The following is a 20,277-nucleotide window of genomic DNA, read 5'->3' as shown; positions in this document are numbered from 1 at the left end:
CGGTAGCAGCGGCCCCTCGTGGGAGCGGCCTCCGGCCGCGATGATCGCGTCGGCCGGGATCACTTGCGCAAATAACCCAGCGGCAGGGCGGTGCGGTCGATCACCCGACGCAGCACGAAGCTCGAATGCACGCTGCTGACCCCCTCGAGCCGGGTGATCCGGCGCAGCAGGAAGTCCTGGTAGGCGTCCATGTCCGGAACCACGACCTGCAGCAGGTAGTCCGCGGCCTGCCCGGTGATCAGGTAGCAGTGCTGCACCTCCGGATAGCCGGAGACCGCCTCCTCGAAGGCGGCGAAGCGCTCGGGCGTGTGACGGTCCATGCCGATGTGGATCAGCGCGGTGAGTTCGAGCCCGAGGAGCTTGCGGTCGAGCAGCGCGTAACGTCCGACGATGATGCCCGCCTCCTCCAGCGCGCGCACCCGGCGCAGGCAGGGCGAGGGACTCAGCCCGACGCGATCCGAGAGTTCCTGGTTGGAGAGTCCGGCGTCCTCCTGCAGGACCTCCAGGATGCGCCGGTCGCTCCGGTCCAGTGCATGGGGCTTGCCTCGGTCGATCGCAGACATTGTAATCTGTCCTGTTTATGGGATTAATAGCAATTATATTGCGTTATGTGTCGTTCTGTCGTGTAAAAAGATGACCAATTGCGCCGGATCAGGAATATCATGGTGCCATTGAATGACCCGGCATCCGCGGCCCGCCGTCCGACCCCGTCGGACCTAGGGGCTTCCGGACGCTCTCGGACACCAGACCCGGAGGACGACCATGCGCCCAGTCCAGTTTGATCACCGCAAGTACGCAGCCACACCGGCGATCGCCAAGCCCGATCGTCGCTGGCCTGACCGCCGCCTGGAACAGGCGCCCCTGTTCGCCAGCGTGGATCTGCGGGATGGCAACCAGGCACTCGAGCGGCCGATGTCGGTGGAGCAGAAGCTGCGCTTCTTCGACCTGCTGGTCGGGATCGGTCTGACCGAGATCGAGGTCGGCTTTCCGTCCGCCTCCCGGCCGGACTTCGAGTTCACCCGCCGGCTGATCGACGAGGGGCGGATACCGGACCACGTGACCATCCAGGTCCTGACGCAGGCGCGGGAGGACCTGATCCGGCGCACCTTCGAGGCCCTGGACGGCGTGCGGCGCGCCATCGTGCACGTATATAACTCCACCAGCCCGGCGCAGCGTGAGCAGGTCTTCGGGCTGGACCGGGACGGCGTGCGGACGATTGCAGAGAATGGCGCACGCTGGGTGCGGAACGTCGCCCGCGAGTACCCGGACACCGAATGGACCTTCCAGTACTCGCCCGAGAGCTACTCCGCGACCGAGCCGGATTACGCGGTGACCGTCGTCGACGCGGTGAATGCGATCTGGCGTCCGGACCGGGGTCAGCGCGTGATCATCAACCTGCCGGCAACGGTGGAGGTCGCCACGCCGAACGTGTTCGCGGACCAGATCGAGTGGTTCTGCGACCACGTCGCCATGCGCGAGCACTTCGCGTTGTCCCTGCACACGCACAACGATCGCGGTACCGGGGTCGCGGCCGCCGAGCTCGGCCTGCTGGCCGGTGCCGACCGGCTGGAGGGCACCCTGTTCGGGAACGGCGAACGCACGGGAAACATGGACCTGGTCACAATTGCAATGAACTTATACTCTCAAGGCATTGATCCGTCGATCGACTTGTCAGACATGGAGCGAATCGAAGGGATCTACACGGAGTGCACCGCGCTGCCGGTGCATCCGCGTCATCCGTGGGCCGGGGCACTGGTCTATACCGCATTCTCGGGCAGTCACCAGGACGCCATCGGCAAGGGCATGAGCCACCAGCAGCAGCATGGCGGACCCTGGCAGGTGCCGTACCTGCCGATCGACCCGCGCGATCTGGGCCGCGAGTACGAGGCGGTGGTCCGCATCAACAGCCAGTCGGGCAAGGGTGGCGTCGCGTATGTCATGGAACGCGATCACGGCATCACCCTCCCGCGCTGGCTGGCGGTCGAGTTCGCCCGAGCGGTACAGGCGGAGGCCGAGGCCACCGGCGCCGAGGTGGACTCGCGCTCGATTCGGTCCCTGTTCGATCGCATGTATCTGCACACCACCGAGGGCTGGCAGCTCCAGGGTTACCGGCTGAACCGGCAGGGCTCCCAGGTCGAGATCGATGTGCAGCTTGCCCAGGACGGGGTGGTGCAGCGTCTGACCGAACGGGCAGATGGCGTGGTGTCGGCGCTGGTCGCCGCGCTGGAGCGCCGCTACGGGATCGCCGCCGAAGTGGTGGAGTTCGATGAGCACGCGCTGGAGCACAGCACTGGCGCCCGCGCCCTGGCAGCGGTCGCGCTGGCAGTGGACGGCCGCCGCGTCGCCGGGGTTGCGATCGCCGAGGACAGTGCCGGGGCGGCGGTGCAGGCAGTGCTCACCGCCGTCGCCCGCAGCGGCATCGTCGCGGTCGACCCGGACACCAACACCGCGGCGGTGGCCGCCAGCCGGTAACCTTTGGGAGCAGCCTCTGGCCGCGATCGGGCAGGGTCTGGGTGAGGGCATCGCGGCTGGAAGCCGCTCCCACGGCTGGGCGCGATCGGGCAGGACCTGGGTTAGGGCATCGCGGCTGGAAGCCGCTCCCACGGCTGGGCGCGATGGGGCAGGGCCTGGGTGAGGGCATCGCGGCTGGAAGCCGCTCCTACGGCTGGCGCGATGGGGCAGGGGCTGGGTGAGGGCATCGCGGCTGGAAGCCGCTCCCACGCGTGATTCCGCCCTTTTCGCGGCATGCATTCGCGGCTCCGCAGCCGCGGACGAGGTATGATGCGGCCCGTTTGCCGCGCCAGCAGGAGGAATCATGTCCGGCAAGACACTTTACGACAAATTGTGGCAGGCACACGTCGTCCACGAAGAACCGGACGGGACCACGCTACTGTACATCGACCGTCACCTGGTGCACGAGGTCACCTCGCCTCAGGCCTTCGAGGGGCTGCGTCTGGCCGGGCGCAAGCCGTGGCGGGGGGGCTCGGTGCTGGCGGTTCCGGATCACAACGTGCCGACCGAACGCCGGGATCTGGGGATCGCCGACCCGGTCTCGCGTACGCAGGTGGAGACCCTGGAGCACAATGTCGCGGAGTACGGGCTCCGGTTCTTCCCCATGCGTGACCTTCGTCAGGGCATCGTGCACGTGATCGGGCCGGAACAGGGGGCGACGCTGCCGGGCATGACGGTCGTATGCGGGGATTCCCACACCTCCACCCACGGCGCGCTCGGTGCGCTGGCCTTCGGAATCGGCACCTCGGAGGTCGAGCACGTGCTGGCGACCCAGTGCCTGTGGCAGAGCCGGTCGCAGAGCATGCTGGTCCGGGTCGACGGTGAGCTGCGTCCGGGCGTGACCGGCAAGGACATCGTGCTCGCGATCATTGGCGCGATCGGCACCGCTGGCGGCAACGGCTATGCCATCGAGTTCGGCGGCTCCGCGATCCGCAGCCTGTCGATCGAGGGCCGGATGACGGTCTGCAACATGGCCATCGAGGCCGGCGCCCGCGCGGGCATGGTCGCGGTGGACGAAAAGACGATCGAGTACGTGCGCGGCCGCCCCCAGGCGCCGACCGGCGAGTTGTTCGAGCAGGCGGCCGCTGCCTGGCGTGACCTGGTCAGTGATCCCGATGCCCGGTTCGACCGCGTGGTGGAGCTGGACGCTGCGCGGATCGAGCCGCAGGTCACCTGGGGCACCTCGCCCGAAATGGTGGTTCCGGTCTCGGGGCGGGTGCCGGATCCGGCCCGGGAACGGGATCCGGTGCGCGCCGAGGGCATGCGCAGGGCCCTGTCGTACATGGGGCTGCAGGCGGGGACACCGATCGCCGCAATCCGTCCGGACAAGGTCTTCATCGGCTCCTGCACCAATTCGCGCATCGAGGACCTGCGTGAGGCGGCGGCAGTGGTGCGCGGACGGCGCAAGGCGGATAGCGTCAAGCTGGCGATGGTGGTGCCCGGCTCGGGTCTGGTGAAGCAGCAGGCAGAGGCCGAGGGACTGGACAGGGTCTTCCTCGAGGCCGGTTTCGAGTGGCGCGAGCCCGGCTGCTCCATGTGCCTGGCAATGAACGCCGACCGGCTGGAGTCGGGAGAGCGCTGTGCCTCGACCTCCAACCGCAACTTCGAAGGACGGCAGGGGCAGGGCGGGCGCACGCACCTGGTCAGCCCCGCGCTGGCTGCGGCAGCCGCGGTGGCCGGGCACTTCGTCGAACCCGCTCAACTCGAGGGCTGAAGGATGCAGGCATTCACCGTGCATCGGGGCATCGCGGCCCCGCTCGACCGTGCGAACGTCGATACCGACGCGATCATTCCCAAGCAGTACCTGAAGTCGATCAAACGCACGGGATTCGGCCCGAACGCCTTCGATGACTGGCGCTATCTCGATCCCGGTCAGCCGGACGCCGACAATTCCGGGCGGCGCCCGAACCCGGAATTCGTGCTCAACCAGCCGCCGTTTGATCGCGCAACCATCCTGCTGGCCCGCGAGAACTTCGGCTGCGGCTCTTCCCGTGAACACGCGGTCTGGGCCCTGGGTGACTTCGGGTTCCGCGCGGTGATCGCGCCGTCCTTTGCCGACATATTCTTCAGCAATAGCTTCAAGAATGGTCTTCTTCCGGTTGTTCTGGCGGAAAACGCAGTAGACGAACTGTTTCGGCGCGTGCAGGCGGAGCCCGGTCTCGAGATCGAGGTCGATCTGCAGACGCAGGAGGTGCGGGTGCCGGGCGGGCCCGCGTTCCGTTTCGAGATCGATTCCGATCGCCGCCGCCGACTGCTCGAGGGTCTGGACGACATCGCGCTGACGCTTCAGCATGCGGATGAAATACGGGCGTACGAGGAGCGCCGGCGCCGGGAGGCCCCGTGGTTGATCGTGGGGTGAGGTGACCGCTCCGGGGCTTCGACGCGCGTATGGGCCGCATCCCCTCCAGCGGGACGCCGTGACTACATCCCTGTAGGCTTGACGGCGGCATCCCTGCTGCCGACACCCGCTGGAGGGGATGCGGCCCATGCGCTGACGCCGACGATTGCGGTGGGCGTTGGGATAAAAATGGATTGGGGGCGGTTGTTGACCTTCGCCGGGCCCAGCCCCGCCCTCTTCCCCGGAGGCGGGAGAACTGAGCGCGCTTTGCGCGGTATTCATTGTGCGAGGAGCAGACCAGGTGCAGAGGATTCTGGTGTTGCCGGGCGACGGAATCGGCCCGGAGATCGTCAACGAGGCGCTGAAGGTCCTGGACCGCGTCGCGGAGCTCGAGGGTCTTGAGCTCGAGATCGACGAGGGACTGATTGGCGGTGCCGCGTACGACGCGGTTGGGGAACCCTATCCGCAGGCAACGCGGGAAGTCGCCCGGGAGGCGGACGCGATCCTGCTCGGCGCAGTCGGTGGACCGCAGTACGAGGATCTGGAGCGTTCCAAGCGCCCGGAGCGGGGGCTGCTCGGGATCCGTTCCGATCTCGGCCTGTTCGCGAACCTGCGCCCGGCGATCCTGTACCCGCAGCTTGCAGACGCCTCGACGCTGCGGCCGGAGGTGGTTGCCGGGCTCGACCTGCTGATCGTGCGCGAACTCACCGGCGACATCTATTTCGGGCAGCCGCGTGGCGTCGAGGAGCGTGACGGCCAGCGCGTCGGCTTCAACACGGCGGTGTACAGCGAGACGGAGATCGAGCGCATCGCGCGCGTGGCCTTCGAAGCGGCAATGAAGCGCGGCCGCAGGCTGTGCTCGGTGGACAAGGCCAACGTGCTCGAGGTCTCGGAACTCTGGCGCGAGGTCGTGATCCGGGTCGCGGCCGAATACCCCGAGGTGGAGCTCTCGCACATGTACGTGGACAATGCGGCGATGCAGCTCGTGCGCGCGCCCAGACAGTTCGACGTGATGGTGACCGGCAACATCTTCGGCGACATCCTGTCCGACGAGGCCTCGATGCTGACGGGGTCCATCGGGATGCTGCCCTCCGCGTCACTCAACGCCGAAGGGGCCGGCCTGTACGAGCCGATCCACGGTTCGGCTCCGGACATCGCCGGGCAGGACAGGGCCAACCCGATCGCCACCGTGCTGTCCGTGGCGATGCTGTTGCGGCACAGCCTCGGACACGAGGCCGCGGCCCGCCGCATCGAGGACGCGGTGGGGCGGGTGCTTGACCAGGGCCTTCGTACTGCCGACATTTATTCCGAGGGCGCAACGCTGGTTGGCACGACCGCGATGGGCGACGCGCTGGTGACGGCCCTTGGTGCATAAACAAGCTCGAGAAAGAGTGGTGTCTCAATGAATGAACATACCTTCGATGTTGCGGTCGTTGGTGCGACGGGGGCGGTCGGCGAGACCCTGCTGTCGATCCTGGCGGAGCGGAAGTTCCCGGTGCGCAACGTGTACGCCCTTGCCAGCGAACGTTCGGTGGGCAAGCGGGTGGCCTTCGGTAAGCGCGAGCTCGTGGTGGAGGATCTCGCCGACTTCGATTTCGGCAAGGTTCAGGTGGGCCTGTTCTCGCCGGGTGCCTCGGTCTCGGCCATCTATGCACCGAAGGCGGCCGCCGCGGGCTGCGTGGTCGTGGACAACACCTCGCAGTTCCGTTACGACGACGACATCCCGCTGGTCGTGCCCGAAGTGAATCCGGAGGCGATCGCCGGCTACCGTACGCGCGGGATCATCGCAAATCCGAACTGCTCGACCATCCAGATGCTGGTGGCCCTGAAGCCCATCCGTGACGCGGTTGGCCTCGAGCGGATCAACGTGGCCACCTACCAGGCGGTATCGGGCACCGGCAAGGACGCGATCGAGGAACTCGCGCACCAGACCGCGGCGCTGCTGAACGGGAGACCGGTGGAGTGCCAGGTCTATCCCAAGCAGATCGCCTTCAACGCCCTGCCGCATATCGATGCCTTCATGGACAATGGCTACACCAAGGAAGAGATGAAGATGGTCTGGGAGACGCGGAAGATCTTTGGTGACGAGTCGATCCAGGTGAACCCGACGACGGTTCGCATTCCCGTCTTCTACGGCCATTCCGAGGCGGTGCACATCGAGACCAGGGAAAAGATCAGCGCGGACCGGGCCCGCGACCTGCTGACCGGCGCGCCTGGCGTCACCGTCCTCGACGGGCGCGAGCCGGGCGGCTACCCGACGGCGGTGACGGAGGGTAGCGGGACCGATCCGGTGTTCGTGGGCCGGATCCGCGAGGACATCTCCCACCCGCGGGGACTGGACATGTGGGTGGTATCCGACAATCTGCGCAAGGGCGCGGCGCTGAACACGATCCAGATCGCGGAGGTGCTGATCCGGGACTACCTGGGGAAGCGGTGACGGCTCAATCCGTCTCTGTTAATCTCCTTTAATAAACAGGGCATCCTTTGTGCCATGGACGCCGGCAGTGGGGCCTGTCCTGATTTCATGCCGTTCGTGTAGTGCACTGCCGAGGGGGGACAAGTGCGAAGACTCTTTCTGCTGCTGATTCTGCTTGGGATCTCGGCATCCGCGACGGCGAATGTGAGTCTCGGGGAACTTCAGGTCCGGTCGTCTCTGAACCAGCCACTCGAGGCCCAGTTCCGGGCCGAGGGCAGTGCGCTGGCCGGCGACGAGGTGGAGATCCGCCTCGCCTCCGCGGAGGCGTACCGGAGGTTCGGGCTGCCCCGCGCGGCGGTCCCCGAGGACCTGACGATCTCGATCGAGGGAAGCGGGACCAGCCGGGTGGTCCTTCTGAGTACGCAGCGGCCGGTGGGTGAGCCGTATGTGGGCCTGCTGCTCGAGGCAAGCTGGGGGTCCGGGCGGGTCCTGCGCGAATACACGATCCTTCTGGACCCGCCAGTGGCCTTTGCCCCGGAGCGCAGCGCCGCGCCCGCAATCAGTCGCACGCCCCAGCCGGAGACGCGCGACGCGCCCGCGGCGCCCGCACGCGCGGAAACAGGAACGGTCGCCGATACCTACAGCGTGCGTAGTGGTGACACGCTCGCGGCGATCGTCCGCCGTCAGGGTTACACCGGCGTCACGGATCAGCAGGCGATGCTTGCCATCCGGGATGCGAATCCCGGGGCCTTCATCGGCGGTAACATCAATCAGCTGCGTGCGGGAGCCCGGTTGACGCTGCCCGGACAGGCGGAGGTCGCGGGCTACAGCAGGCAAGAGGCGCTTGAGGAATTCCGGCGCCAGACTGCGGAGTGGCGCGAGCGCACCGCGCCGACGCGCGCGGTCGCCACAGAGGAGCCCGCTTCCGAAGCGGTGGCGGAGACCTCAGCCGAGGCAGAGCCGCCGCCGCCCGAAGCCGTAGCCGAGGCGGAACCGGAACCCGCGGCCGATCCGGCAGCCGCCTCCGAAGAGCTCGAGGAAGCCCCTCCCGATCCCGCTGCCGACGGGCAAGCAGTGGTGGCCGATGCCGAGGCCGCCGTGACGGACCGGCTGGAGATCCTTGGAGAGGACGCGTTCGAGGCCATGGCAGTTGCGGGCACCGGGGAGCCGGCCATCGAGGAGGCGGTGCTCTCTCAGCAGGTGGCGGTGGGTGAGCTGCAGGACGAGTTGAGTTCGCTGCGCACGGAACTCGAGGAGCGGGACCAGCGCATCAGCATGATGAACACCGAGCTCGCACGGCTCGAGGAGCAGATGCAGGCCCTGCGCGCGGAGCGGGATGAAGAGCTGCTGGGCAGTGGAGCCGCGGGTGCACCCTTGCACCAACGGCTGCTGGCCGATCCGCTCCTGCTCCTCCTTGCCGCGACCTCCGTGCTGCTCTTCCTGCTCCTGCTGGTATCCGTGTTCCGGACGCGCCGGTCCGAGTCCGCCTACGACGTGCCCGTGAGTTCCCGGGGAGGCGTCGCGCCGGCGCGGTCGGCGCCGGCAGCGGCGGACCGCGCAGTGCCGGCGTCCGAAGAGGCGGCCTCGCGCACGATGGCGGCCACGGGTGCCGGCTCGGTCGTGGGTGCCGCCGGTGTTGCGGCGGCACAGCGGGACGAGCGTCCGGCCGACGAAGGCTTCGCCGGTCCCGGTGAAGAGGTCGATGTCGGGGAGGAGAAGGCGGACGACATCCTTGCCGACGTCGACCTCTATCTCGCCTACGGCATGAACGACCAGGCCATTGCGGCACTCGAGGGCGCGATTCGGGACGGACGCGAGGATCCGGAGTACCGGGTCCGGCTGATCGAGGCGCACGCTGCCAATGAAGACGGCGATGCGGTGCGCCGCGAGGCCGAGGCCGTGCGTGGCGAGCTCGGGCCGGGGCAGGATGCGCTGCGCGAACGCGTCGCGGTCGCGGAGTCGCGATTCCCGCAACCAGAGACTACGGACGAGGTCGCCGTGGGCGGGAACGAAGAGGATGCGGCTTCGGGGCCGGATGCGTTGGAGAAACCCCTGACCTTCGACCTCTCGGGCGAGAGCGATGAGCCTGCCGGAAAGGGCGGGGAGCCGCGCGAGGAGGAAGACGAGTACCGTTCGCTGCGGTTCGACCTGGACGACCCGGAGGACGGCGCCGCGACCGCGGGCCGGCTGGCCGATGCGGATCGTGACCCCGACGGGCTTCCCGAACTGACGCTTCCCGACCTTGAGCCGATGGATCAGGAAGGGAGCGATCGGCCCGGGGCGGACGCCGGGAGCGACAACTCGGAAAACGGCATGAAGCTCAGTCTTGCCGAGGCCTTTGTCGAGATGGGCGATCGCGACGGCGCGCTGGGATTGCTCGAGGAGATCACGCCGACCGCGACCGATGCGCAGAAGGCCAAGGTGGAGGAGATCCGGCGGCAGATCGAGGGCGGTGACGGCTGAAGCCGGCGCTGCCGGCGGCCGGGGCGGCCACTCGCGGGGCGGGATGCCGGCCGACCTGCCCGCCAGCCTCGCGATTGCCGGGGTGGTCGCGCTGTCGGCGACGCTGGTCAGCCCTTCGCCCGCCGGTCTGGTCCCGGGCTTCCTCGCGCTGGCGCTGCTGCTGGTTGGCGGTCACTGGCCGCTCCGGCGGGGACTGCGGCTGGCGTGGCGCCTGAAGTGGTTCCTGCTTTCCCTGCTGTTCTTCTTCGGCTGGCTATCGCCGGGTGCCGGTGCCACGGGTTGGGGTCACCTGGTCCCGTCACTGGAGGGCCTCGGCGATGCCGGGCTGCGCATCGCCGCACTGCTGTCCGTGGTCTTCTGGGTGGCCTGGCTCACCAGCGCCTTCGAGCGGCCGGCCCAGATCCGGGGCCTGAGCCGGTGGCTGATGCTGGCTGGGGTGAGGGGGGAGGCGTTTGCACGGCGCCTGTTTCTCGCGCTGGACCTGTTCGAGGCGCAGCAGACGGAGTATCGGACATTCCGGCAAGGGGTTCGGGGGACGCGCTGGAGTCGCCTGAAGGCCGGCCGGGAGTTCCTCATCGAGCGTCTGGACCAGGCGCTCGCCGGTCGCGTGGACACAGCGGGCGCGCAGGCCGGTGCCGCCGAATCCGACCCTCCCTCCAGCGGCCGCCATGCCGGCGTCCGCTGGCAGGTGGCCCTGCTCTGGCTCGCGGTGGCGGCCGCGGTCATGTTGCGCGTCGCGTCACCGGCGGCGGGGGTGTGATGCCGGCGGCCGCGCCATGCGTCCAGCGCTGGGCCCTCGGGGTCGAGTACGACGGCAGCGGGTTCCTGGGCTGGCAGCGCCAGAAGGATGGCCGGAGCGTGCAGGACGAGCTGGAACGCGCCCTGGGTTTCGTTGCCGGCCACCCGGTGGAGCTGCAGTGCGCGGGCCGCACCGATGCCGGTGTGCATGCGACCGGTCAGGTGATCCATCTGGACACGAGCGCGCGTCGCGAGGGACGAAACTGGCTGCTCGGAGGCAACGCGCGGCTTCCCGCGAGCATCTCGCTGCAATGGGCGCACCCGGTCCCGGCAGGCTTTCATGCCCGCTTCTCGGCCCGCGGTCGCCGGTATCGGTACCTGATCGCGAATCAGCCGATGCGGCCTGCGATCCAGGCGACGGGTCTGGCGTGGTGGCGCCATGCACTGGATGCCCGCTGCATGCACGAGGCCGCGCAACGGTTCGTCGGCACCCACGATTTCAGCAGCCTGCGCGCGGCGGCGTGCCAGGCGAAGTCCGCGATCAAGACGGTGCACGCGATCAGCGTTACGCGCCAGGGGCGCTACGTGATTCTCGATGTGCACGCCAACGCCTTCCTGCACCATATGGTCCGGAACATCGCCGGTTTGCTCCTGCCCATTGGCCAGGGCCGGCGCGACGCCGGCTGGATCGATGAGGTGATGGCCGCGCGCGACCGCCGGGCCTCCGGGATCACCGCGCCGGCCGGCGGTCTCTACCTCGTCGGCGTCGACTACGACCCGGGCTTCGGGTTGCCACTGGCGGTCGCGCACGAGCTGGTTCCAATCACCCCGTAGGAACGGTCCTTCACCGCGATGCGGGGCGTGTTCTGGTACTCTCTCCGGTTATCATGCGCTATCGGGTCAAGATCTGCGGCCTTACCGATCCCCGCCAGGCGGCGGCGGCTGCGGAAGCCGGGGCCGACGCCATCGGCCTGGTGTTTCATCCACGCAGCCGCCGGGCGGTGAGCGTGGAGCAGGGAGCAGCGATCGCCGCCGCATTGCCGCCCTTCGTGTCGGTGGTGGGGCTGTTCGTTGACCCTGCGCCCGAGGAGGTCGAACGGGTGCTGCGGGGCTGTTCCCTCGACCTGCTGCAGTTCCACGGTCGCGAGGAGGCCCGGTTCTGCGAGCGCTTCGGGTTGCGCTATCTGAAGGCGATCGCGATGGGCGATGCGACGGATCCCCGCCGCGAGATGGAAGCCCACCCCGCGGCACGGGGTTTTCTTCTCGACAGCCATGCCGGCGGCAAGATGGGCGGCTCCGGCGAACGTTTCGACTGGGGCCGGATACCCGGACCGCTGGACCGTCCCTGGCTCCTGGCCGGCGGACTCGACCCGGGCAATGTCGCCGGGGCGCTGGCGGTGACCCGGCCCTTTGGCGTCGACGTCAGTTCCGGCGTCGAGGCAGCGCCGGGGCAAAAGGATCCGCGGCTGGTGCGGGAATTCGTGAACATGGTGAGGCAGGTGGAACGTGAATGAAGTGAAAGAGGCAGTGGACTGGGCCGCATTTCCGGACCCGCGCGGGCACTTCGGTCCCTACGGCGGGCGTTTCGTCGCCGAGACGCTGATGGGCGCGCTGGACGAACTCCAGGCGGTCTACGAGAAGTACATGCAGGACCCCGAGTTCCTCGCGGAGCTGGATACCGATTTCAAGCAGTTCGTCGGCCGCCCGAGCCCCCTCTATCATGCCGAGCGCCTGTCGCGGGAACTGGGCGGGGCCCAAGTCTACCTGAAGCGGGAAGACCTGGATCATACCGGCGCGCACAAGGTGAACAACACCATCGGCCAGGCGCTGCTCGCCAAGCGTCTGGGCAAGACCCGTATCATCGCCGAGACGGGTGCCGGGCAGCACGGCGTGGCCACGGCCACCGTTGCCGCGCGGCTCGGGCTCGAGTGCGTGGTCTACATGGGTGCCGAGGACATCCAGCGGCAGTCTCCCAACGTCTTCCGCATGCGTCTGCTCGGCGCCGACGTGGTGGCGGTAAAGTCCGGTTCGCGCACGCTGAAGGACGCGCTGAACGAAGCGATGCGCGACTGGGTGACCAACGTCGACAACACCTTCTACATTATCGGTACCGTCGCCGGACCACATCCCTATCCGGCGATGGTGCGGGACTTCCAGTCCGTGATCGGCCGCGAGGCGCGCGCGCAGCACCTGGAGATGACCGGGCGGCTGCCGGATGCACTCGTCGCCTGTGTCGGCGGGGGTTCGAACGCGATCGGCCTTTTCCACCCCTTTCTCGGTGATCCCTCCGTCGAGATGATCGGCGTGGAGGCCGGCGGCGAGGGTATCGCCACCGGGCGACACTCGGCGCCGCTGTGCGCGGGGCAGCCCGGCGTGCTCCACGGCAACCGGACCTACCTGATGGAGGACGAGGACGGGCAGATTGTCGCGACCCATTCCATCTCGGCCGGGCTGGACTACCCCGGCGTCGGGCCTGAGCACGCGTGGCTGAAGGACCTGGGCCGTGCCACCTACGTGTCGGTCACCGACGAGCAGGCCCTGCGTGCCTTCCACCGCATGACGCGCACCGAGGGCATCATTCCGGCGCTGGAAACCAGCCATGCGGTGGCGCACGTGATCGACATCGCGCCGCGCATGCGGCCCGACCAGAGCCTGATCATCAACCTGTCCGGCCGCGGGGACAAGGATCTCAATACCGTCGCGGCCCTGGAGGGAATCGAGCTGTGAGCCGGATCCGCAGGCGCTTCGAAGAGACCCGGGCGAGCGGAAGGGCCGCCCTGATCCCCTATGTGACCGCGGGCGATCCGGCTCCGGAGGTGACCGTTCCCCTGCTGCACGACCTGGTGGCCGCCGGCGCCGACCTGCTGGAGCTCGGCGTCCCCTTCTCCGACCCGATGGCGGACGGTCCCGTGATCCAGCTCGCCTGCGAACGCGCGCTGGCCCACGGAACGCGCCTGCGCGACGTGCTGGAGATGGTGCGCGAGTTCCGCCAGACCGATACGGACACGCCCGTCGTCCTGATGGGCTACCTGAATCCCATTGAGCGCATGGGTCACGAGGTCTTCGTGACCGCGGCCGCCGAGGCCGGTGTGGACGGCGTACTGATGGTGGACCTGCCGCCGGAGGAGAGCGACGACCTGACCGGCCTGCTGGAGCAGGCCGGGCTCGACCCGATCTTCCTTCTGGCGCCGACCACGTCGGAGTTCCGCCTGCAGCATGTGGCCGCCGCCGCCCGTGGTTTCATCTATTATGTCTCGCTCAAGGGCGTGACCGGTTCCCAGAGCCTGGACCCGGCCGCCCTCGGTGCGCGGCTCGAGGTTATTCGCTCGATCTCCGATCTGCCGCTCGGGGTCGGGTTCGGAATCCGCGATGCGGCCACCGCAGCTGCGGTGGCGCAGGTGGCCGATGCGGTTGTGGTGGGCAGTGCGATCGTGCGCCTCGCCGAACAGTACCCGGAGGCACCGGAGCGGTTCCGCGCCGCCGCCGCGGAGGTGGTGCGGGAGATGCGCACGGCGATGGATGCCGCGCGGACGACGGCGCCGGCTGCGGTGTGATCCGCGGGATTGCACCGCAGGAGAAAAGGAATCGCCCATGAGCTGGTTCGAAAAGCTTATGCCATCGCGCATCCGCACCGACAGCGTCAGCAAGCGCACGGTGCCGGAGGGGCTTTGGGTACGCTGCGAGGGCTGCGACGCAACGCTGTACCGCCCGGAGCTGGAGCGCAATCTCGATGTCTGCCCGAAGTGCGGACATCACCGACGGGTGGGCGCGCGGCGACGCCTGGAGATCTTTCTCGACGAGGGCCCGCGGGAGGAGATCGGTGGGGCGGTCGAGGCCTCCGATGTGCTGAAGTTCCGCGACAGCAAGAAGTACCGCGACCGCCTGGCCACTGCACAGAAGGCGACCGGCGAGAAGGACGCGCTGGTGGTGATGCGCGGGGAACTGGAGGGGGCTCCGATCGTCGCCGCCGCGTTCGACTTCTTCTTCATGGGGGGGTCGATGGGTTCCGCAGTCGGGGAGCGGTTCGTGCGCGGCGCCCAGCGGGCGCTGCAGGAGCGGATTCCGATGGTGTGCTTCTCCGCCAGCGGCGGCGCGCGCATGCAGGAGGCGCTGTTCTCGCTGATGCAGATGGCGAAGACCAGTGCCGCGCTGGCACGGCTGCGCGAGGAACGCATACCCTTCGTCTCCGTGATGACCGATCCGACCATGGGCGGCGTGTCGGCCAGCCTCGCGATGCTCGGAGACATCAACGCCGCCGAGCCCAAGGCGCTGATCGGCTTTGCGGGGCCGCGGGTGATCCAGCAGACGGTGCGCGAGACCCTGCCGGAGGGATTTCAGCGCTCCGAGTTTCTGCTGCAGCACGGCGCCGTGGATCTGATCATCGACCGGCGCGAGATGCGCCGCCGCCTGGCGTCGCTGTTGGCAATGCTGACCCACCACATCGCGCCGGCCAACGTGACGGAGACGAGCGAGGCGAGCCGCAGCATGCCTGCCGCTGAACCGGTCGGGGCGGCATCGGCCCAACCCGGTCAGGAAGACCATCGGGAGCCGGGCTGACTTGTCCACCAGGCCGTCAGCGCTGAGTCTGCTCCTGCGCGCCCGGATCCTTCCTGTCCGCGCGTAGGCGCGGCCGCCGGATCGCAAACGGACTGAGCGCGTAGAGATGCGTTTCGATACCCTGCAGCAGTGGCTCGACTGGCAGGAGACCCTGCATCCCCGGAAGATCGATCTGAGCCTCGATCGGGTGAGGGTCGTCGCCGATGCCCTGGCGCTGCGGGAACGGGCACCGGTGACCGTCGTCGTCGGGGGCACCAACGGCAAGGGCACCGTGGCGACCATGGTCGCCGCGCTGCTGAAGGCGCTCGGCCTTCGGGTTGGCCTGTACACGTCGCCGCACCTGCTGCGGTATAACGAGCGCGTGGTCGTTGACGGGGTCCCCGCCTCCGACTCGGATCTCTGCCGTGCCTTCGCGGCGGTGGACATGGCTCGCGGGACCTGCCCGCTGACCTATTTCGAATTCGGCACCCTGGCCGCCGGCTGGCTGTTCCGGGAGCGAGGGGTCGATTTTCAGGTGCTCGAGGTCGGGCTCGGCGGACGCCTGGACGCGGTGAACCTCTGGGACGCCGACGTTGCCGCGATCACCTGCGTGGACCTGGATCACCAGGCATGGCTGGGCGACGATCGCGAGCAGATCGGACTGGAGAAGGCGGGGATCATGCGCGCGGGCCGTCCGGTGGCGCTGGGCGAGGAGACCCCGCCGGCCAGCGTGCTCGAGGCAGCTCTCGGACTTGGTGTCCCGGTATTCCGTCTGGGCCAGGACTACCGGCTGGTGCCGGATGGTGCCGGGGGGCGCTGGTGCTGGGCGGACACGACGATGCATCTCGGCCTGCATCCGGGCGAGTGCGAGCGGCTGGAGGGCGCGCGCGGACGGAACGCGGCGACCGCGCTGGCCGTGCTGCACCTGCTGGGGCTGCAGCGGCAGCTGACGGCCGATGCCGTCCGCGCCGGATTGGGGACGTCGCCGCCCGCCCGGCTGCAGCGCCTGCCCGGCAACCCGGAGTGGTTGCTGGACGTTGCTCACAACCCGCAGTCGGCGCGCGAACTGTCCGGCTGGCTTGCCGGCCACCCGGTGTCGGGTCCGGTCGTGGCGATCGTGGCCGTGATGGCGGACAAGGAGCGAGGCCCGATCTTCGAGGCGCTGCAGGGACAGGTGAACGTCTGGATCCCGATCGACATCCCGGGGGCGCGCGCGCTGCCGGCGAGTGCGCTGTCGCGGGAACTCGAGGGCCTGCCCGGGTCGCGCGTGGTTGCGGCCGGGGATCCGGCCGGGGCGATCGCCGCGGCATCGGCCGCCGCCGGTCCCGGCGGGCGTGTGGTCGTGTTCGGATCCTTTATGACGGTGCAGGCCGTGCTGGAATCCCTGGACCCCGCCGGAGCGCAGGCGCTGACGGGCTGATGCCCCGGGACAGGCATCGGCCGACGCCGGAAAATCCCTGCGCGGACCGTTATACTTCTGCACTTGCCGGGCCGGGCCGGGCTGACCCGCCAGGCCCGGCGTCCCGCCCGGCCCAACCGAGAAGAGTGATCCGTTGCCGAACATGAATCCGTCTTCCATTCCCGGAGCCGCGCAGCGGAGAGTGGAACGCCGCGCTTTGGCGAGCGCCGGGACCGGCGAGCCCGGTGGCGCATGACCGTGGAACCTCCCGTGCGCTACCGGATGGTCGGCGCGATCGTGCTGATCTTTCTCGCCGTGCTCTTTCTGCCGTGGCTGTTCGACGGCGCCGGTTACGAGGCGATGCAGGATGTGGAACGGCCAATCCCGGATCGCCCGGTGTTCGTCGAGCCGCATACGCCGCCGGCGCCCGCCCCGGAACTCCGGACGGAGCACGTTGGCGAGCACGGTGACGACGCGACATCCGTGGTGCAGTTGCCGGAGGCCTCTCCGGTTGAGCCGGTTCCGGGCGACCGGGGCCGTGATGCGGCCACGGCGGAGGCCACGGGGCCGCTGGTCGGCTGGTCAGTGCAGGTCGGCAGCTTCGGCAGGGAGGCGAATGCCCGCGATCAGGTCCAGCGGCTGCGCGAGGCCGGATTCACCGCCTTCGTGGAGCGCGGGACGGCCAATGGCCGCGAGGTCTGGCGCGTGAAGGCGGGGCCGCGGGCAGAGCGGGACGCGGCCCTGCGGTTGCGTGATGACCTGCAGCGCAGGATGGATGTCACCGGGATCGTGGTGGCGCACCCGTGATCGGGGCCCTGCGACCGCGGGAAACGTGTGGGGGCAAGCCAGCGCCCCCGGTCTGGAATAGACTGCTGCCGCTGCCGCTGAACGGCGCCCGGCTTCAGCCAGGGGTTATGGGACTCGGATGACGTGAACTGGATCGACTTCCTATTCATCGCGATCATCGCCATTTCAGGCCTGATCAGCCTTTATCGCGGCTTCGTGCGCGAGGTGTTTTCGGTCGCGACCTGGGTGGTGGCGATCTGGGTCGGGATCCGCTTTGCCGGGGCCACCGCGGAATACCTCCCGGCGGCCTTCAGTGACGAGACCCTGCGCCTTGGCATCGCCTTCGCAATCCTGTTCATCCTGGTCCTGATCGTCGGCGGAATCGCAGGTATCGTCGCGACCCGCCTGGTTCGAGGCACGGGCCTGACCGGTACCGACCGGTCGCTGGGCATTGTTTTCGGGCTCCTGCGGGGCGTGCTGATCATTGCGTTGCTGGTCTTCCTGGCATCGCTGACGCTGGTGCCGGAGGAGTCCTGGTGGCAGCAGAGCCGCCTGGTGCCCGAATTCGAGCGCTTCGTCGGATGGGTGCTGAGCCAGCTGCCGGAGGCGCTCCAGGAACGTCTGCGCGATCTGCGGGAAGAGCTGTGATCCGCGGCCGGATCCACAGCCCATTGGAGTCGTCATGTGTGGAGTCATAGGTGTCGTCGGCACCGCCGCGATCAATCAGCTGCTCTATGACGCGATGCTGGTTCTGCAACACCGGGGACAGGACGCGGCGGGCATCGTCACGTCGGATGCGCAGGGCCGCCTGCACCTGCGCAAGGACAACGGCCTGGTCCGCGACGTCTTTCAGGCCCAGCACATGCGCGGCCTGGTCGGAAACATGGGCATCGGGCATGTGCGCTACCCGACGGCCGGCACCGCCAGCTCCGCCGAGGCCCAGCCCTTCTACGTGAATTCGCCGTTCGGGATCACCCTCGGCCACAACGGCAACCTGATCAATGCCCGGGAGCTGAACCAGGCCCTGTTCGCCACGGACCGCCGGCACATCAACACCGATTCGGATTCGGAGATCCTGCTGAACGTCTTCGCCCAGGAGCTGCTTCGATTCCTCGACAATGGTCTGACCGCGGACGCGGTGTTCAACGCGATCGCGCGGGTGCACGAGCGGGCCGAGGGCGCCTATGCGGTGGTTGGCATGATCGCGGGGCGTGGGCTGGTGGCCTTCCGCGATCCCTTCGGCATCCGGCCGCTGGTCTATGGGCGCAGGGAGATGTCAGGGGGCGTGGAATGGATGGTGGCCTCCGAGAGCGCGGCGCTGGAGTCTCAGGGCTTCGAACTGGAGCGCGACCTCGGCCCGGGAGAGGGCATCTTCATCACCCCGGACGGCGAGGTCGCGACGCGTTACTGCGCGCCCGGCGCGTCGCTGCACCCGTGCATATTCGAGCACGTCTACTTCGCGCGCCCGGACTCCGTGATCGACAATATCTTCGTGCATCGGGCGCGGATGCGCATGGGCACCCGGCTGGGCCAGAAGATCCGCCGGATCTGGCCGGATCACGACATCGACGTTGTCGTGCCGATTCCGGATACCGGCCGCACCGTCGCACTCGAGATGGCACACGAACTCGGCATCAAGTACCGCGAGGGCTTCATCAAGAACCGCTACATCGGGCGGACCTTCATCATGCCCGGGCAGACGCGGCGCCGGAAGTCGGTGCGGCAGAAACTCAACGCGATCTCGCTCGAGTTCCGTGACAAGAACGTGATGCTGGTGGATGATTCGATCGTCCGGGGGACCACCTCCCGCGAGATCGTACTGATGGCGCGGGAGGCCGGTGCGCGCAAGGTCTACTTTGCGTCGGCGGCTCCGCCGGTGCGCTTTCCCAACATCTACGGTATCGACATGCCCGCCGCGAACGAACTGATTGCATACGGGCGGGACGAGGATTCGGTCTGCGCTGCGATCGCCGCCGACCGGCTGATCTACCAGGACCTGGAGGACCTGATCGCAGCGGTCCAGCGCGGCAACCGGTCCATCGCGAACTTCGACTGTTCCGTGTTCACCGGCGAATACGTGACGGGTGTAGACCCCGGATACCTCGACTACGTGGCCTCGGCGCGTGCGGACGGCAGCGCCTCCGAACCAACCAGTGGCGAGGTGCTCGATCTCGCCAACAAGAAATGACCGGGGCTGCCGCTACCGGCATCGAGGCGGCGGATACCGGGTGGCTGCAGCGCGTGGCGCGCGACGCGCTGCTACGGGAGCCGGCGGGTCTGGGCCGCCCGATACTGGTGGTGCGCATCGACGAGCAGCGGCTGTACGTCGTGGATCGTGGACACCCGCCGGAGCACTACCCGGTCTCGACGGCCGCAAACGGGGTCGGTAACCGCGAGGGCAGTGGCCAGACCCCGCTGGGTCTGCACAGGGTGGCGCGGCGCATCGGTGATGCGGCGCCCGCCGGTACCGTCTTTCGTGGCCGCGTCGCCACCGGCGAGATCGCGCCGGTGCTCACCGATCCCGGGCAACATGGTCCCGGTGATCGAATCACCTCGCGGATACTGTGGCTCGAGGGCCTGGAGGCGGGCCACAATCGTGGCGGAAAACTCGACAGCTTCGGCCGCTACATCTACATCCACGGCACCGACGAGGAGGGACGCATCGGGACTCCGGCCTCGCACGGCTGCGTCCGGATGCGCAACGCGGACATCATCGCGCTGTTTCCCCGAGTACCCCTGCATTCCCTGGTCCTGATTCTCCCGGACGCCACCTGACCCGGCGCCCGATCGCCGACAGGGCCCGCGGCCTGGAGGGGGCCGCCAGCCCGGCGGTTTTGGCGCGCCAGCAGCGCATTCGCGTGCCCGCTCGCTCCTGCAGGGGTGGTGGGAGCGGCTTCCAGCCGCGATGCGGCGTTGCGTCGACTGCCCAGGGCCATCGCGGCCGCAGGCCGCTCCCACAGAACCCCAGCCCTCCGGGCGGCATTCCCCGGCGCCCGGCGGTTTTGGCGCGCCAGCAGCGCATTCGCGTGCCCGCTCGCTCCTGCAGGGGTGGTGGGAGCGGCTTCCAGCCGCGATGCGGCGTTGCGTCGA

At 68.6% G+C, this 20,277-nt stretch carries 18 protein-coding genes; 17 read left to right on the top strand and 1 reads right to left on the bottom strand.

The window, feature by feature from the left end; translation table 11 throughout:
* Positions 1-59: 59 nt before the first annotated feature.
* The gene (locus ACESMN_RS01950) at positions 60-563 is read right to left on the bottom strand and encodes an Lrp/AsnC family transcriptional regulator (protein WP_373051902.1); all 504 of its coding nucleotides are present in this window, start codon (positions 561-563) and stop codon (positions 60-62) included.
* Positions 564-762: 199 nt separating this feature from the next.
* On the opposite strand from ACESMN_RS01950, the gene ACESMN_RS01945 reads away from it, so the two are divergent.
* The 17 genes from ACESMN_RS01945 (at position 763) to ACESMN_RS01865 (ending at position 19,962) form a co-directional block, all read left to right on the top strand.
* The gene (locus ACESMN_RS01945) at positions 763-2,472 is read left to right on the top strand and encodes a 2-isopropylmalate synthase (RefSeq protein WP_373051901.1); all 1,710 of its coding nucleotides are present in this window, start codon (positions 763-765) and stop codon (positions 2,470-2,472) included.
* Positions 2,473-2,815: 343 nt separating this feature from the next.
* The gene (leuC, locus tag ACESMN_RS01940) at positions 2,816-4,225 is read left to right on the top strand and encodes a 3-isopropylmalate dehydratase large subunit (protein WP_373051900.1); all 1,410 of its coding nucleotides are present in this window, start codon (positions 2,816-2,818) and stop codon (positions 4,223-4,225) included.
* Positions 4,226-4,228: 3 nt separating this feature from the next.
* Entirely contained in the window at positions 4,229-4,870 is a 642-nt protein-coding gene (leuD, locus tag ACESMN_RS01935) for a 3-isopropylmalate dehydratase small subunit (RefSeq protein ID WP_373051899.1), read from the top strand.
* A 280-nt stretch (positions 4,871-5,150) separates the two neighbouring features.
* On the top strand, positions 5,151-6,224 hold the full coding sequence (gene leuB / locus ACESMN_RS01930; protein WP_373051898.1) for a 3-isopropylmalate dehydrogenase: 1,074 nt from the start codon (positions 5,151-5,153) through the stop codon (positions 6,222-6,224).
* 27 nt (positions 6,225-6,251) lie between these two features.
* The gene (locus ACESMN_RS01925; RefSeq protein WP_373051897.1) at positions 6,252-7,286 is read left to right on the top strand and encodes an aspartate-semialdehyde dehydrogenase; all 1,035 of its coding nucleotides are present in this window, start codon (positions 6,252-6,254) and stop codon (positions 7,284-7,286) included.
* Positions 7,287-7,409: 123 nt separating this feature from the next.
* Positions 7,410-9,728: a FimV/HubP family polar landmark protein gene (locus tag ACESMN_RS01920; RefSeq protein ID WP_373051896.1), complete on the top strand. Its 2,319-nt coding sequence runs from the start codon at positions 7,410-7,412 to the stop codon at positions 9,726-9,728.
* A complete protein-coding gene (locus ACESMN_RS01915; protein WP_373051895.1) occupies positions 9,718-10,488 on the top strand; it encodes a hypothetical protein in 771 nt (256 codons plus the stop codon). The genes ACESMN_RS01920 and ACESMN_RS01915 overlap by 11 nt, the downstream gene beginning before the upstream one ends.
* Complete coding sequence (gene truA / locus ACESMN_RS01910) at positions 10,488-11,300, top strand: tRNA pseudouridine(38-40) synthase TruA (protein WP_373051894.1); 813 nt, start codon at positions 10,488-10,490, stop codon at positions 11,298-11,300. The genes ACESMN_RS01915 and truA overlap by 1 nt, the downstream gene beginning before the upstream one ends.
* A 53-nt stretch (positions 11,301-11,353) precedes the next feature.
* A complete protein-coding gene (locus ACESMN_RS01905) occupies positions 11,354-11,980 on the top strand; it encodes a phosphoribosylanthranilate isomerase (protein WP_373051893.1) in 627 nt (208 codons plus the stop codon).
* 1 nt (position 11,981) lies between these two features.
* The gene (gene trpB, locus ACESMN_RS01900; protein WP_373051924.1) at positions 11,982-13,193 is read left to right on the top strand and encodes a tryptophan synthase subunit beta; all 1,212 of its coding nucleotides are present in this window, start codon (positions 11,982-11,984) and stop codon (positions 13,191-13,193) included.
* Positions 13,190-14,020, top strand: coding sequence for a tryptophan synthase subunit alpha (gene trpA / locus ACESMN_RS01895; protein WP_373051892.1), 831 nt, complete (start codon positions 13,190-13,192; stop codon positions 14,018-14,020). The genes trpB and trpA overlap by 4 nt, the downstream gene beginning before the upstream one ends.
* Before the next feature lie 37 nt (positions 14,021-14,057).
* Positions 14,058-15,023, top strand: a complete 966-nt coding sequence (accD, locus tag ACESMN_RS01890; RefSeq protein ID WP_373051891.1) for an acetyl-CoA carboxylase, carboxyltransferase subunit beta — start codon at positions 14,058-14,060, stop codon at positions 15,021-15,023.
* A 106-nt stretch (positions 15,024-15,129) separates the two neighbouring features.
* The gene (locus tag ACESMN_RS01885) at positions 15,130-16,422 is read left to right on the top strand and encodes a bifunctional folylpolyglutamate synthase/dihydrofolate synthase (protein ID WP_373051890.1); all 1,293 of its coding nucleotides are present in this window, start codon (positions 15,130-15,132) and stop codon (positions 16,420-16,422) included.
* Between the two features lie 231 nt (positions 16,423-16,653).
* Positions 16,654-17,208 carry an SPOR domain-containing protein gene (locus ACESMN_RS01880; protein WP_373051889.1) on the top strand — a complete coding sequence of 185 codons (555 nt, stop codon included), beginning with the start codon at positions 16,654-16,656 and terminating at the stop codon, positions 17,206-17,208.
* Between the two features lie 123 nt (positions 17,209-17,331).
* Positions 17,332-17,835 carry a CvpA family protein gene (locus ACESMN_RS01875; protein WP_373051888.1) on the top strand — a complete coding sequence of 168 codons (504 nt, stop codon included), beginning with the start codon at positions 17,332-17,334 and terminating at the stop codon, positions 17,833-17,835.
* Between the two features lie 34 nt (positions 17,836-17,869).
* Entirely contained in the window at positions 17,870-19,375 is a 1,506-nt protein-coding gene (purF, locus tag ACESMN_RS01870; RefSeq protein WP_373051887.1) for an amidophosphoribosyltransferase, read from the top strand.
* The gene (locus ACESMN_RS01865) at positions 19,372-19,962 is read left to right on the top strand and encodes a L,D-transpeptidase family protein (protein ID WP_373051886.1); all 591 of its coding nucleotides are present in this window, start codon (positions 19,372-19,374) and stop codon (positions 19,960-19,962) included. The genes purF and ACESMN_RS01865 overlap by 4 nt, the downstream gene beginning before the upstream one ends.
* The last annotated feature ends 315 nt before the right edge of the window (positions 19,963-20,277 follow it).

The sequence above is a fragment of the Thioalkalivibrio sp. genome, assembly GCF_041690275.1.
GTDB lineage: Bacteria > Pseudomonadota > Gammaproteobacteria > Ectothiorhodospirales > Ectothiorhodospiraceae > Thioalkalivibrio.
This window is presented reverse-complemented; position numbering and strand designations above follow the sequence as displayed.

Bases quoted from the DNA above. Each gene is read 5' to 3' on its own strand.
- ACESMN_RS01950 (WP_373051902.1), bottom strand. From the start codon at position 563: ATGTCTGCGATCGACCGAGGCAAGCCCCATGCACTGGACCGGAGCGAC.
- ACESMN_RS01945 (WP_373051901.1), top strand. From the start codon at position 763: ATGCGCCCAGTCCAGTTTGATCACCGCAAGTACGCAGCCACACCGGCG.
- leuC (WP_373051900.1), top strand. From the start codon at position 2,816: ATGTCCGGCAAGACACTTTACGACAAATTGTGGCAGGCACACGTCGTC.
- leuD (WP_373051899.1), top strand. From the start codon at position 4,229: ATGCAGGCATTCACCGTGCATCGGGGCATCGCGGCCCCGCTCGACCGT.
- ACESMN_RS01925 (WP_373051897.1), top strand. From the start codon at position 6,252: ATGAATGAACATACCTTCGATGTTGCGGTCGTTGGTGCGACGGGGGCG.
- truA (WP_373051894.1), top strand. From the start codon at position 10,488: ATGCCGGCGGCCGCGCCATGCGTCCAGCGCTGGGCCCTCGGGGTCGAG.
- ACESMN_RS01905 (WP_373051893.1), top strand. From the start codon at position 11,354: ATGCGCTATCGGGTCAAGATCTGCGGCCTTACCGATCCCCGCCAGGCG.
- accD (WP_373051891.1), top strand. From the start codon at position 14,058: ATGAGCTGGTTCGAAAAGCTTATGCCATCGCGCATCCGCACCGACAGC.
- ACESMN_RS01885 (WP_373051890.1), top strand. From the start codon at position 15,130: ATGCGTTTCGATACCCTGCAGCAGTGGCTCGACTGGCAGGAGACCCTG.
- ACESMN_RS01880 (WP_373051889.1), top strand. From the start codon at position 16,654: ATGACCGTGGAACCTCCCGTGCGCTACCGGATGGTCGGCGCGATCGTG.
- purF (WP_373051887.1), top strand. From the start codon at position 17,870: ATGTGTGGAGTCATAGGTGTCGTCGGCACCGCCGCGATCAATCAGCTG.
- ACESMN_RS01865 (WP_373051886.1), top strand. From the start codon at position 19,372: ATGACCGGGGCTGCCGCTACCGGCATCGAGGCGGCGGATACCGGGTGG.